Below are 12,465 nucleotides of genomic sequence, written 5' to 3' on the forward strand. Positions count from 1 at the left end.
GGATCGGCGTGGCCTATGCCAGCGCCGACCGCACCGCCACGCCCCGCAGCGCCAGCCGCTTCTTCATCGACAGCACCGCCTTGTCCTTGCTGTACAGCTGCGCCCCGTGCGCCACGGACAAATCGATGAACACCTGGTCGTCCGGATCGCTGCACACGCAGGGCGCACGCGCCGGCACCTCGGTCACCAGCTGCACGCGGGCATCGAAATCGGCGAGCACGACAGGGATCGTCAGTTCGCGCTGCGCCATGCGCCGGGCGATCAGCGGGTAGCCCAGCACGCGCTCCAGTTCGCTGCGCATCGCGGGCGTGGCCAGCCAGCGCAGCGCGCCGCGCGCGAGGTCGTCGACCAGCGGCGCCCAGGCCGGGTCTTCAAAGACCAGCAGGTCGAGGGCGATGTTGGTGTCGATGACGACGAGGTCGGGGGCTGGCAAGGTCATGGGTCGCGTGAAAACTGTCTGTCTGTCTATCTCTATCGCCGATGTTGCACCATGCGGCGCCCGGGCCTCTAGCGCCCTGACGGCATCGCCAGCACCTTCGTGTCGGCGACGAGCCGCGTGTAAGCAAAGTCGGTGAAGGCCTTGATCCGCGCGACCTCCTTCAGGTCGGGATGCGTCAGCACCCAGACCTGCGTGTCGAGCGCCTCCCTCGGCGGCTCGACCTGCACCAACTCGTCTTCCGCATCGGCCAGCATGCACAGGAGCATGCCCAGGCCCAGGCCGCGCTTCACGAGCTGCGTCATGCCGACGAGGCTGTCGACGCGCGCCGCGATCCGCGCCGGCGGCACCTGCGCGCGCAACCACTTCGCCTGCATCAGGTGCGACAAACCTTCGTCGGGCGCGACCCAATCGTGCGCAGCGAGCGGGGTCTTCGCCGGGTGCTTCGCGAGGTAGGCCTTCGACGCGTACACCGCCGTCTGCAGGTGCCCTGCCCGGCGCCCGACGAGGTGGTCCGGCGGGGCGTTGGTCGGGCGGATCGCCACGTCGGCCTCGCGCTTGGTGAGGCTCAGGAAGAGGTTGTTCATCACCACCTGCAGCTCGATGCCCGGGTGCAGCGCGCGAAAGTCCGCCAGGATCGGCCCGAGCAGCCCGGCCATGAAGGTGTCGGTGCTGGTGATGCGGATGACGCCGGTCAGCCGCAGGTCGAGCCCCATGAGGTGGCGCTGCGCCGCGTCGATCTGCTCGCCCACGCCCTGCAGGCGCTCGCGCAGGGCCTCGCCGGCCAGCGTCATCGCGTAGCCGGCGGGCAGGCGGTCGAACAGGCGCACGGCCATGCGCGCCTCGAGCGCGCCCAGGCGCCGCAGCACGGTGGAGTGGTTGACGCCCAGCTGGCGCGCGGCGCCGGAGAGCGAGCCGGCCTGGCCCACGGCCAGGAACACGCGAAAGTCGTCCCAGTCTGTGTCCTGCATTTGTGCATACCCCGGATGCGATTTTTGCGAATGGCTTTGCAAACGTGCCGATCCTACAGTCGTCCGCAGAGGGCCGCGATTCGCCCGCCCCGCATCCACATCACACGGAGGTCGAACCCCATGGCCTGGTTGCTGCTGCTTGCCGCCGGATTGGTGGAGATCGTGATGGCCCTCGCGCTGAAGGCCGCGGCGGGCTGGGAGCGCCCCGGCGCCGGCGCGCTGGGCCTGGGCGCCGCGCTGGCGAGCATCGTGCTGCTCACCGCCGCGATGAAGACGCTGCCGGTCGGGACGGCCTACGCGATCTGGACCGGCATCGGCGCCATCGGCGTCACGCTGATCGGCATCTTCTTTTTCCAGGAAAGCGCTGCGCCGCTGCGGCTGGTGTGCATCGGGCTGATCTTCCTGGGCATTGCAGGCCTGAAGCTGCAGGCCTAGGTGGCAGCGTCTGGCGGCGCGGCCCGATTGGAGCCCCGGACCATGTCGAAGCGAAACAGCCGGCATTCGATGGGGCCGTTCCACATCGGCACGCGGCGTGACTCTTTCAGGCGCATCTGCTTGGGCAGCTTCAGATCGGGCGTAAGCACCCAGGCGGTCCAGCCCGGATAGTTTTTCTTCCAGTGGGTGGCGAGCTGCGGAAAGAAGTCACCGCCATCGCCGCCTTCACCATCACCCGGGGTCTGGGCCGCCTCGCGGGCGCCGAAGCGGGCGACGCCGCCGACCTCGATGCGCTCGCCGTACGGCGGGTTGAGCATGATCACGCCGCCTTCGGCCGGCGGCATGCGCTGCAAGGCGTCGCCGCCGCGGAACTCGATGGCGCCGGCCACGCCCGCGCGTTCGGCGTTGCGCTCGGCAAAGTCGACCATGCGGTGCGACACGTCGGAGCCGAAGACGGCGATGTCGCTCGCATGCTGCGCGTTGGCCGCTTCCTTCTGGATCGCCGCCCAGACGTGCGGCTGGAACGGCAGCAGCTTCTCGAAGCCGAAGCGCCGCAACGAGCCCGCCGCGATGCCGCTGGCGATCTGCGCGGCCTCGATGGCGATGGTGCCGCTGCCGCAGCAGGGGTCGTACAGCGGGGCCTTGGCGACCTCGCCGGTCTCGGGGTTCCACCAGCCGCTGGCGGCCAGCATGGCGGCGGCCAGGGTTTCCTTCAGCGGGGCGTCGCCCTTGTCCAGGCGCCAGCCGCGCTTGAACAGCGGCTCGCCCGAGGTGTCGATGTACAGCGTGCAGCTGTCGGTGGTCAGGTGCGCAAAGATGCGGCAGTCGGGCCACTGGGTCTCGATGCTCGGGCGCACGCCGTTCGCCTTGGCGCGGAAGCGGTCGGCCACGGCGTCCTTGATGCGCAGGGTGGCGAAGTTCAGGCTCTGCAGCGGGCTGTGCTGGGCCGTGGTCTCGATCTTGAAGGTCTGCTTGGGCGTGAACCAGATCTCCCAGGCCACGGCGTTGGCGATGGCGTACAGGTCGTTCTCGTTGCGGTACGGCGCGTGGGCCAGTTCGACCAGCACGCGCTGCGCGAGCCGGCTGTGCAGGTTGAGCTTGAGGCCGTCGCGCCAGTCGGCACGCACGCGCACGCCGCCCCGCAGCGTGAGCAAGTCTTGCCCGCTGCGGCCGGTCAGGCCATGCACCTCCTGGGCAAGGTATTCCTCGACGCCGGCGGCGCAAGGCAGGAAAAATGAGAGATCGTTCACGGAAAGTCGGCCATCGGGAAGCCCGCTAAGGGCTCCCATTGTCGCCGCGTCGCGGGGCTTCTCTATATAGTCGATTTGCCCATGACGCCCACCCCCGCCTCCGCGGCCCCTCCGGCAGACGCCCGCGACGGCGACCACCGCTTCGCGATCCAGTGCGAAGTGCTGCGCTTGTCGATCCGCCCGCTCGGGCCGGTGCTGCTGGTGCAGTACCTGCTCAACTGCGGCGTGGCGGCGCTTTTTGCCTGGCAGTTCTCGCCGGCGCGCGCGCTGGTGTGGCTGGCGCTCGTCACCGGTGTGACGGTGATGCGCGGCTTCTTTCCGCAGCGCCTGCCCGAGCCCTTCACCCCCGCCAACCTGCGCGAGGCGCAGCGCCAGCACACGCTGCGCACGGCCGTCTGGGAGCTGGCGCACGGCCTGGCGGGCGTGCTGCTGTTCAACCCCGAGCGCCCCGAACTGCAACTGCTGCTGGGCCTCATCCTCATGGGCATGACGCTGTCGTCGGCGTTCTCGGTGTCGTTCTACACGCCGGCCACGCAGCTGGCCATCACGCTGCTGCTGGCGCCGGTGATCGTCACGGGCCTGTGGCTCGGGGCGCCGGTGATGATGGCCGTCGCGGTGATCGGCATCGGCCTCACGGCAATGATGTGGAAGCTGGTGGCCGACCATTCGCGCCAGCTCGAGGAGAACATCGGACTGCGCCTGAACGAGCGCACGCTGCGCGAACAGGCGCTGGCCGGCCTGCGCGCCTCCGAGCAGGCGCAGGCCGAGCGGCTGCGCTTCTTCTCGGCGGCCAACCACGACCTGCGCCAACCGGTGATGGCCATCGGGTTGCAGGCCGAGGTGCTGCGCCAGCAGCTGCAGCACGGCACCGACAGCGCGGCGGTGCAGCACACCGTGGCCTCGCTCTCGCGCGCGCAGCAGGCGCTCGAGGCCCTGACCAACCAGCTGCTCGAAATCGGCCGCATCGAGGCCGCGGTCGATCCGCTGCGGCCGGCGGCCGTGGCGCTCGCGCCGCTGCTGCACGAGCTGGCGCGCCAGGCCGGTGCAGGCCGCATCGCGGTGCGCTGCCCTGCCGACGCCATCGCCTGGACCGACGCCGTGGCGCTGCGCCGCGTGCTCTCCAACCTGCTGGACAACGCCCTCAAGTTCACGCCGCGCGGGCGCGTGCTGCTGGCGGTGCGCTCCCGCCGCCGGCCCGCCGCAGACACCGGGCGCGCCTGGCGCGTCGAGGTGCGCGACAGCGGCATCGGCATCGCAGCCGAATCGCAGGCGCGCGTGTTCGACGACTTCGAGCAGGTCGGCAACGTGGAACGCAACCTGCAGCACGGCCACGGCCTGGGGCTGGCGATCGTGCGGCGGCTGGCGGGGCAGCTCGGCATCGAGGTCGCGCTGCGCTCGGCGCCGGGCAAGGGCTCGGTCTTCAGCTTCGAGCTGCTGGCGGCCCGGCCCGGTGCGGCGGCCACGCCGGCGCCTGCCCCCTCCGTGGCAATGGACCTGCCCGACGCGAACGCCGTGCTGCGCCCCGGCCTCGCCGTGCTCGTGGTCGAAGACAACATCGTCGTGGCCGACAGCCTCTCGGCGCTGCTGCGGCACTGGCAGGTGGCGCCGCGCGTGTACGCCAGCGCCGCCGAGGCGCTCGCGCTGGCCGACCTCGACGCGCTCGACGTCGCGCTGTGCGACATCCGCCTGCCCGGCGCGTTCAACGGCATCGCGCTGGCCGAGCGGCTGGCGCAGCGCAAGCCCACGCTGACGATCGCGCTGATCTCGGCCGACATCACCGAAGCCACGCAGCAGCTGGCCGCCACGCGCGGCTGGCACGCGCTGCGCAAGCCGGTGCAGCCGGACGACCTGCGGCGCGTGCTGCTGCGGGCCCAGCAGCAACAGCAGCCAACGCCGTCGTCGTAGCGGCCCGCGGCACGGGCCGGGCCCGCTGCGGTGTCATCGCTTCCGAGCTATGCTCCGCGCACAGGCCGCCGCCGCTCCTGCCCCGATGCCCGTCGAACCCCTTCCCGCTCCTTCCGTTGGCGCCGCCGCCCTGCGCGAGCCCCGCTACGGGCGGGTCGCGATGCTGCTGCACTGGCTGCTCGCGGCGATGATCGTCGGCTCGCTCGGCGTCGGGCTCTACATGACGGGCCTGCCCTTTTCGCCGCAGCGCCTGAAGCTCTACAGCTGGCACAAGTGGGCCGGCATCACCATCCTCCTGTTGTCGGCGCTGCGGCTGCTGTGGCGCCTCACGCACCGCCCGCCGCCGCTGCCGGCGCGGGTGCTGGCGGCCATGCCGACCTGGCAGCGGGCTGCGCACCGCATCAGCCACGCGCTGATGTACCTGCTGTTCTTCGCGGTCCCGCTGTTCGGCTGGGCCTACAGCGCGGGCATGGGCGTGCCGGTCGTGTGGTTCGGCCTGCTGCCGCTGCCCGACCTGGTGGCGGTCGACAAGGACTTCGCCGAGGCCGTGCTCAAGCCGCTGCACCAGCGCAGCGCCTACCTGCTGGCCGGCGTCACGCTGCTGCACGTGGCGGCGGCGCTCAAGCACCACTGGATCGACCGCGACGGTCTGTTGCAACGCATGTGGCCCGCGCCACGCAAGGAATCCGCCGGATGACGACGCGTCTTTGGTCCCGTCTTTTGTGGGGCGCCGCCGCCCTCCTCGGCCTCGCGCTGCAGGCCACGGCTGAGCCGATGCCGGCCACCGCGAAGCTGGTGCCCGAGAAGAGCCAGATCGCTTTCGTCAGCAAGCAGATGGGCGTGCCGGTCGAAGGCAGCTTCAAGCGTTTCGACGCGCAGGTCGCCTTCGATCCGAAGAAGCCCGAGGGCGGCTCGGTCGTGCTGCAGATCGACACCGCCAGCGCCGGCTTCGGCATCCCGATGAGCGACGCCGAGCTGCCCAAGCCGACCTGGTTCGACACCGCGCATTTCCCCCAGGCCAGCTTCCGCTCGAGCGCCATCAAGGCGCTGGGCGAGGGCCGCTTCGAGATGGCCGGCAAGCTCACCATCAAGGGCGTCAGCAAGGCCGTGACGGTGCCGGTGAGCATCACGTCGTCGGGCGGTGCCTATTCGGTCGCCACGGGCACCCTCACGATCCAACGGCTCGACTACAAGGTGGGCGACGGCGAATGGACCGACACCTCCGTGGTCGGCAACGAGGTGCAGGTGCGCTTCAAGCTGACGCTCGCGGGCCTCGGGCCGCTGTGATGACGATCCCCTTTCCCATGCATCCTTCTTCTTCCGCCATGAACAAGTTTTTCTTTGCCGCGGCCTTCTGCGCGAGCGCGGCCCTGCCGCTTGCCGCGATGGCCCAGGAATACACGGCGCCGGCGCTGGCCGCCAAGCCCGCGGGCGGGCCGGTCAAGAACGCCAGCTACGTGATCGACCCGACCCACACCTTCGTGATGTACGAGATGGGCCACTACGGCACCACCACCAACCGCGGACGCTTCAGCACCAAGGACGGCTCGGTGCAGATCGATGGCAGCGGCACCGGCGGCAAGGTCGACATCACGATGGACATCAGCTCCATCAACACCGGCGTCGATCTGCTCAACCGCCACGTGCAGAGCAAGGACTTCTTCAACGTGGCCGAATTCCCCACCGGCCGCTTCGTGGCCGAGCGCATCGACTTCAGCGGCGACAAGGTGACCGACGTGCCCGGCACGCTCACGCTCATGGGCCAGACCAAGCCGGTGACGCTGAAGGCCGTGCGCTTCAACTGCTACCTGAACCCGCTCATCAACCGCCAGGTCTGCGGCGGCGACTTCGAGGCCACCGTGCAGCGCAGCGACTGGGGCATCACCTGGGGCCTGAACTTCGGCTTCGAGAACAAGGTGAAGCTGCTGGTGCAGGTCGAAGCGGTGAACGTGCAGCCATGACGACGACGCCAGGAGCCACGCGATGATGGACACCACCCTTTCCCTGCTCGGCATCGCCGGCGCCATGGCCGTCGGCGCGATGAGCCCCGGCCCGAGCTTCGTGATGGTGGCGCGCACCGCCGTGGCCTCGCGCAGCGACGGGCTGGCCGCGGCCCTGGGCATGGGCGCTGGCGGGCTGGCGTTCTCGATCGCGGCGCTGGCCGGGCTGCAGGCGGCGTTCCTCGCGGTGCCGGGGCTGTACCTCGCGATCAAGGCCTTCGGCGGCGCCTACCTGATCTACCTGGGCTTTCGCATCTGGCGCGGCGCGCGCCAACCGCTCGCGATCACGCCCGACGCGGACGCCTCGCCCCGGAGCCAGGGCCGCAGCGGACGCACCTTCCTGCTCGGCCTGGCCACGCAGGTCAGCAACCCGAAGACGGCGGTGGTGTACGCGAGCATCTTCGCGGCCTTTTTGCCGCGCGAGGTGCCGCTGGTGCTGGCCCTCGCGGTGCCGGCGGTGATCTTCTGCATCGAGACGGGCTGGTACGCGATCGTCGCGCTGGCGCTGTCCTCGGCCGCACCGCGCGCGGCCTACCTGCGCTACAAGACCTGGATCGACCGCGCGGCCGGCGGCGTGATGGGGCTGCTGGGCCTGCGGCTCGTGTGGTCGGCCGTTCGCGGCACCTAGCCAACCAGGCCGCTACAGCAGGCTCTCGGGCGTGAGCGGCGACAGCAGCTCGAGCATGGTGCGGTCCCAGAAACCCGAGTCGGGTTCTTCGTGCAGCACGGTGGTCTTGCCACCTTCCTCACTGACCCACTCGATGCGCCGCGAGCCACCCGCCGCTGCATCGCCGCCCTCGGCAAAGCGCAGCCGGTAGGCGCCCTGCTGCTTGAGCACATCGAGCAGCTTCAAGGTCTGCTGCGCCATCTCGGGGCTGCGGATGAACAGGCCGATCTCGGTGTTGTGGATCTCGGAGCGCGGATCGAAATTCATCGAGCCGACGAAGAGGATGCGCTGGTCGATCACCGCCGACTTGGCATGCAGCCGGCCCACCGACGTGCCGAACAGACCCAGCCGCACGCTGCGCCGCGTGCGCGCGGAACTCAGCTCGTGCAGCTCCGCGCCCAGCGCGAGCATGTCGGCGCGGTAGCGGCGGTAGGCGGTGTGGACCAGCGGCTCGTCGGTGGCGGCGAGCGAGTTGGTGACCACGCTGATCTTGACGTTGCGCCCGCGGATCTCGCGCATCACCTCCAGCCCCGACGCGCCCGGAATCAGGTAGGGCGAGACCAGCGTCACCTCGCTGCGCGCGCGGCGCATCTGCTCGACCACGTTGTAGCGCACGCTGTCGACGTCGAGCAGCGGCACGCCGCCATACGACGCGGTCTTGCCGATCACGCGATCGGGCGAATCGGCGTAGGCCTCGGCGGTGGTCCAGATCAGGCCGAGCTTGCCGGCGTCGAGGTCGTCGGCCACCGGGCTGTAGCCGAGCAGGTCGTTGGGTGCAGGCTTGGGCGGCGGCGGCGTGGTGTCGGGCCCGGTGGCGGCATCGAAGCGGCGCTGCAGCTCTTCGCGCGGCAGGTCGGTGCGCACGACCGAGCCGATCGGGCGCACGTGCGGGCTGTTCCAGTACTGGTCGAACAGCACGCCCAGGCGCGGGATCAATGCGCCCGTGACGAAGGTGTCGAGATCGATGAAGTTCTGGCCCGAGGTGCGGCGGAAGTACTGGTTGCCGATGTTGCGCCCGCCCGCCACCGCCATCGCGCCGTCGGCGATGAAGAGCTTGTTGTGCATGCGGCGATTGACGCGGCTGAAATCGAACAGCGAAGCGGTGAAGCGCCTGAGCAGGCTGCCGCGCCCGGCCGGGAACGGATTGAACAGGCGCAGCTCGACGTTCGGCGTGGCAGCCAGGCCGAGCAGCAGCTCGTCTTCGCCGGACGTGTACAGGTCGTCCATCAGCAGGCGCACGCGCACGCCGCGCTGGGCCGCGTCGCGCAGGGTGCGCAGCAGGTAGCGGCCGGTCTCGTCGTTCTCGATCTGGTAGTACTGCACGTCGAGCGTGCGCTGCGCGCGGCGCGCGAGCTGCAGCCGCGTGTCGAAGGCGAAGTCGCCGCCGGGCATGAGGCGAAAGCCGCTGAGGTCGGGGTCGGGCTGCGAGGCCAGCGCGATCTTGCCGAGCGCAGTGTCGGCCGAGACGGCGATGGCCTGGGTGGGCGCGCGCGGCGCTTCGTCGGGCAGCGTGGCGCAGCCGGTGAACAGCAACACGGTTGCGATGACGACAACCCAATGCCCACAGCGCGACAGCAGGCGATGGGTCATCGTGGGCTTTCTACAGGGCCTTGCGCAGGTTGGCGGGCGCGATGCGCAGCGCCTCGCGGTACTTGGCCACGGTGCGGCGCGCGCACTCGATGCCCTGCTCCTTCAGCATCTCGGAAATCTGGCTGTCCGACAGCGGCTTCTTGATGCTCTCGGAACTCACGAACTGCTTGATGAGCGCGCGCACCGCAGTGCTCGACGCGTTGCCGCCGGTCTCGGTGCCCAGCGCCGAGCCGAAGAAGTACTTGAGCTCGACCGTGCCAAAGGGCGTCGACATGTACTTGGCCGTGGTCACGCGCGAGATGGTCGATTCGTGCAGGCCCAGTTCGTCGGCAATCTCGCGCAGCACCAGTGGGCGCATGGCCAGCTCGCCGTGCACGAAGTAGCTCTTCTGCCGCTCGACGATGGCGTTGCTCACGCGCAGGATGGTGTCGAAGCGCTGCTGGATGTTCTTGATGAACCAGCGCGCCTCCTGCAGCCGCTGCGACAGCGCCTGGCTGCCCTCGCCCTTGTGCGCCTTGAGCGCGCCGGCGTAGATGTCGTGCACGCGCAGGCGCGGCATGACCTCGGGGTTCAGCATGACGCGGAACTTGATGTTGGTGCCGCGGCCCGTCTTGGTGACGATCACGTCGGGCACGACGATGTTGCGCTCGACGTCCACGAAGCGGCGGCCCGGCTTGGGCTCCAGGCGCGCAATGATCTGCAGCGCCGAGCGCACCAGCTCTTCGTTGGTGCGCGTGAGCGTGGCCAGGCGCTTGAAGTCGCGCCGCGCGAGCAGCTCCATCGGCTGCTTGCAGATCGCGATGGCGGTCTTGCGGATGAGCGCTTCGGCCTCGGTCTCGTCTTCGTTCGCGAGCGCCTTCAGCTGGATGCTCAGGCATTCGCCGAGGTCGCGCGCGCCGACGCCGACGGGCTCCAGGCTCTGCAGCAGGCCGAGCGCCACCTGGAAGTGGTGCACCAGGTCGTCGAACTGGTCGTTGTCGTCGCCTGCCAGGCCCGAGGCCAATGCGGGCAGCGAGTCTTCGAGGTAGCCGTCGTCGTTGAGCGATTCGATCAGGAAGCGCAGCGCGGCGCAGTCGTTTTCGTTGAGCCGCAGGGTCAGCGCCTGGCGGTGCAGGAACGACTGCAGCGACTCCTGGCTGCGCGCAAGTTCGGTGGCGTCGGCACGTTCGTCGTCGCCGAGGTTGTTCTGGCGTGCGGGCGCATCGCTGCCCCACTCGCTGTCGTCGGGCGCCATCTCGACGGTGCCGTCGCCTTCCCAGTCGGGCTCGCGCTCGGTGATCTCGGCGGCGGGGCCGTCGGAGTCGGGGGTCGAGGTGGTTTCGCTCGAAGTGGTCGTCGCGCTGGAGGCCGGCACCGGGGCGAAATCGCCCTCGCCGGTGTCACCGCCATCGTCGCGCGGCACGGGCGTGTCGACAGCATCGAGCCCGAACTCCTCGCGCGCGGCTTCTTCCGCGGTGCGTTCGAGGAACGGGTTCTCGTCCAGCATCTGCTCCACCTCCTGGCTCAGTTCGAGCGTGGAAAGTTGGAGCAGGCGAATGGACTGCTGCAGCTGCGGCGTGAGCGCCAGATGCTGCGAGACGCGAAGGGACAGCCCTTGCTTCATGAGGACGCGCCCCTCCCTTACATGCGGAAGTGCTCGCCCAGGTACACCCTGCGTACCTCGGCGTTGTCGACGATCTCCGAGGGTGTGCCTTGTGCCAGCACGTGCCCGTCGCTGATGATGAACGCGTGATCGCAGATGCCCAGCGTTTCACGCACGTTGTGGTCGGTGATGAGCACGCCGATGCCGCGCTCTTTCAGGAAACTGATGATCCGCTGGATCTCGATCACGGCAATCGGGTCGATGCCGGCGAAGGGCTCGTCCAGCAGGATGAAGCGCGGCTGCGTGGCCAGCGCGCGTGCGATCTCGACGCGGCGGCGCTCGCCGCCCGACAGCGCGAGCGCAGGCGAATCGCGCAGGTGGTCCACGCGCAGGTCGGACAGCAGGTCGGCCAGTCGCTCTTCGGTGGCCTGCTTCGACAACGGCACCATGCGGCCGTTGGCGTCGGGCTCGCGCTGCAGCTCGAGCACGGCACGCACGTTTTCCTCGACCGTGAGCTTGCGGAAGATCGAGGCTTCCTGCGGCAGGTAGCTCAGGCCCATGCGCGCGCGGCGGTGAATGGGCATGTGGGCGATGGGCTCGCCGTCGATGGTGATCTCACCAGCGTCGGCGCGCACCAGCCCGACGATCATGTAGAACGAGGTGGTCTTGCCCGCGCCGTTGGGGCCGAGCAGTCCGACGACTTCGCCCTTCTGCACATCGAGCGAGACGTCTTTCACGACCGTGCGGCTGCCGTAGCTCTTCTTGAGGCCGCGCGCCACGAGGCGGCTGCCGGGGACGCCGTCGGCGGTCGTCTGGGTTCCTGCGGTTTCGATCACTTGCGCCCTTCCCCTTCGGGGCTGCCGCCCAGCGTGGTGCTCGGGCGCAGCCCCGCGCCAGGCGCGGGGGTGGGTGCCAGAGCCGCGGGCTTCTTGCCGCCGGCTGCCGGTGCGGAGCCGCCCGCCGCCGGGGCCGCGGCGGCCTTCGGCGTGAGGATGGCCTTCACGCGGCCACCGCTGCCCCCCGAGACGCCGGCGTTCGGCGGCACGAGGGAGCCGTTGACGGTGTAGGTGTCGTTGCTCTGGTCGTAGACGATCAGCGCGCCGCTGCTCTCGTCGTTGGCCGTGGCGCCCACCAGCCGGCGCATGACGGCGCGGCGGATGAACTTGACGTTGTCGGCGCGGCTGTCGTACTCGATGACTTCCGACTCGCCCTCGATCCACTCGTCGCCGGCGTTGCGCTTCTGCTTGTAATAGGCCAGCTTGCCGGGCGCCGCCGTGACCACGCCGTACTGGTAGCCCTCGGCGTCCTGGCGCACGTCCAGCCGCGCACCGCGGATGATGATCGTGCCCTTCGTGACCAGCACATTGCCGGTGAACACGCTGGTCTGTTTCAGGTCGTCGTAGCGCATCGAGTCGGACTCGATGTTCATCGGCTTGGTGCGGTCGGCGGTTTCAGCCAGGGCGCCGGAGGCGGCTCCGGCCAGCAACAGCGCGCCGAAAGCCAGGCGGCCGAGGCGACGAAGGGTGGGGAATGTGGGGATGGAGGGCAATGTCATAAAGGCACGAAACTTGCTCTGAAACATTGTATGCGTGGGACGGTGATTGCCCACCGCCGCCAATGAAAAAGCCC

The 12,465-nt window shown here is 69.6% G+C and carries 13 protein-coding genes; 6 read left to right on the forward strand and 7 right to left on the reverse strand.

Annotation, left to right across the window (positions count from 1 at the left end):
- Nucleotides 1-13: 13 nt before the first annotated feature.
- Nucleotides 14-439, reverse strand: coding sequence for a PIN domain-containing protein (locus AAG801_RS17950; protein ID WP_341889564.1), 426 nt, complete (start codon nt 437-439; stop codon nt 14-16).
- A gap of 68 nt (nt 440-507) precedes the next feature.
- On the reverse strand, nt 508-1,407 hold the full coding sequence (locus tag AAG801_RS17955; protein ID WP_341889565.1) for a LysR family transcriptional regulator: 900 nt from the start codon (nt 1,405-1,407) through the stop codon (nt 508-510).
- Between the two features lie 120 nt (nt 1,408-1,527).
- Between AAG801_RS17955 and AAG801_RS17960 the strand changes: the two genes are divergently transcribed.
- Nucleotides 1,528-1,842, forward strand: a complete 315-nt coding sequence (locus AAG801_RS17960) for an SMR family transporter (RefSeq protein WP_341889566.1) — start codon at nt 1,528-1,530, stop codon at nt 1,840-1,842.
- Here AAG801_RS17960 and AAG801_RS17965 read toward each other — a convergent pair.
- Nucleotides 1,839-3,092, reverse strand: a complete 1,254-nt coding sequence (locus AAG801_RS17965; protein ID WP_341889567.1) for a THUMP domain-containing protein — start codon at nt 3,090-3,092, stop codon at nt 1,839-1,841. The genes AAG801_RS17960 and AAG801_RS17965 overlap by 4 nt on opposite strands.
- An 81-nt stretch (nt 3,093-3,173) precedes the next feature.
- Between AAG801_RS17965 and AAG801_RS17970 the strand changes: the two genes are divergently transcribed.
- The 5 genes from AAG801_RS17970 (at nt 3,174) to AAG801_RS17990 (ending at nt 7,625) form a co-directional block, all read left to right on the forward strand.
- On the forward strand, nt 3,174-4,997 hold the full coding sequence (locus tag AAG801_RS17970; RefSeq protein WP_341889568.1) for a hybrid sensor histidine kinase/response regulator: 1,824 nt from the start codon (nt 3,174-3,176) through the stop codon (nt 4,995-4,997).
- Nucleotides 4,998-5,082: 85 nt separating this feature from the next.
- Nucleotides 5,083-5,694: a cytochrome b gene (locus tag AAG801_RS17975; protein WP_341889569.1), complete on the forward strand. Its 612-nt coding sequence runs from the start codon at nt 5,083-5,085 to the stop codon at nt 5,692-5,694.
- 77 nt (nt 5,695-5,771) lie between these two features.
- A complete protein-coding gene (locus tag AAG801_RS17980; RefSeq protein ID WP_341889576.1) occupies nt 5,772-6,284 on the forward strand; it encodes a YceI family protein in 513 nt (170 codons plus the stop codon).
- A 38-nt stretch (nt 6,285-6,322) separates the two neighbouring features.
- Entirely contained in the window at nt 6,323-6,958 is a 636-nt protein-coding gene (locus AAG801_RS17985) for a YceI family protein (RefSeq protein ID WP_341889570.1), read from the forward strand.
- A gap of 22 nt (nt 6,959-6,980) precedes the next feature.
- On the forward strand, nt 6,981-7,625 hold the full coding sequence (locus tag AAG801_RS17990) for a LysE family translocator (protein ID WP_341889571.1): 645 nt from the start codon (nt 6,981-6,983) through the stop codon (nt 7,623-7,625).
- 12 nt (nt 7,626-7,637) lie between these two features.
- Here the strand turns inward: AAG801_RS17990 and AAG801_RS17995 are convergent, their stop codons facing one another.
- From AAG801_RS17995 to lptA, 4 genes are read right to left on the reverse strand one after another with little or no spacing between them, the layout of a single operon-like run.
- A complete protein-coding gene (locus AAG801_RS17995; protein ID WP_341889572.1) occupies nt 7,638-9,254 on the reverse strand; it encodes a phospholipase D family protein in 1,617 nt (538 codons plus the stop codon).
- Between the two features lie 10 nt (nt 9,255-9,264).
- Complete coding sequence (gene rpoN, locus AAG801_RS18000) at nt 9,265-10,857, reverse strand: RNA polymerase factor sigma-54 (protein ID WP_341889573.1); 1,593 nt, start codon at nt 10,855-10,857, stop codon at nt 9,265-9,267.
- A gap of 17 nt (nt 10,858-10,874) precedes the next feature.
- A complete protein-coding gene (lptB, locus tag AAG801_RS18005) occupies nt 10,875-11,672 on the reverse strand; it encodes an LPS export ABC transporter ATP-binding protein (RefSeq protein ID WP_101488358.1) in 798 nt (265 codons plus the stop codon).
- A complete protein-coding gene (lptA, locus tag AAG801_RS18010; protein WP_341889574.1) occupies nt 11,669-12,391 on the reverse strand; it encodes a lipopolysaccharide transport periplasmic protein LptA in 723 nt (240 codons plus the stop codon). Before lptA ends, lptB begins: the two co-directional genes overlap by 4 nt.
- Nucleotides 12,392-12,465 lie beyond the last annotated feature (74 nt).

It is taken from the genome of Variovorax sp. YR752, from assembly GCF_943372545.1.

What these genes read in the sequence shown, in the direction of transcription:
- AAG801_RS17975 (WP_341889569.1), top strand. Translation starts at nt 5,083, where the DNA reads ATGCCCGTCGAACCCCTTCCCGCTCCTTCCGTTGGCGCCGCCGCCCTG.
- AAG801_RS17950 (WP_341889564.1), bottom strand. Translation starts at nt 439, where the DNA reads ATGACCTTGCCAGCCCCCGACCTCGTCGTCATCGACACCAACATCGCC.
- AAG801_RS17955 (WP_341889565.1), bottom strand. Translation starts at nt 1,407, where the DNA reads ATGCAGGACACAGACTGGGACGACTTTCGCGTGTTCCTGGCCGTGGGC.
- rpoN (WP_341889573.1), bottom strand. Translation starts at nt 10,857, where the DNA reads ATGAAGCAAGGGCTGTCCCTTCGCGTCTCGCAGCATCTGGCGCTCACG.
- lptA (WP_341889574.1), bottom strand. Translation starts at nt 12,391, where the DNA reads ATGACATTGCCCTCCATCCCCACATTCCCCACCCTTCGTCGCCTCGGC.
- AAG801_RS17970 (WP_341889568.1), top strand. Translation starts at nt 3,174, where the DNA reads ATGACGCCCACCCCCGCCTCCGCGGCCCCTCCGGCAGACGCCCGCGAC.
- AAG801_RS17985 (WP_341889570.1), top strand. Translation starts at nt 6,323, where the DNA reads ATGAACAAGTTTTTCTTTGCCGCGGCCTTCTGCGCGAGCGCGGCCCTG.
- AAG801_RS17990 (WP_341889571.1), top strand. Translation starts at nt 6,981, where the DNA reads ATGATGGACACCACCCTTTCCCTGCTCGGCATCGCCGGCGCCATGGCC.
- AAG801_RS17995 (WP_341889572.1), bottom strand. Translation starts at nt 9,254, where the DNA reads ATGACCCATCGCCTGCTGTCGCGCTGTGGGCATTGGGTTGTCGTCATC.
- AAG801_RS17980 (WP_341889576.1), top strand. Translation starts at nt 5,772, where the DNA reads ATGCCGGCCACCGCGAAGCTGGTGCCCGAGAAGAGCCAGATCGCTTTC.
- AAG801_RS17960 (WP_341889566.1), top strand. Translation starts at nt 1,528, where the DNA reads ATGGCCTGGTTGCTGCTGCTTGCCGCCGGATTGGTGGAGATCGTGATG.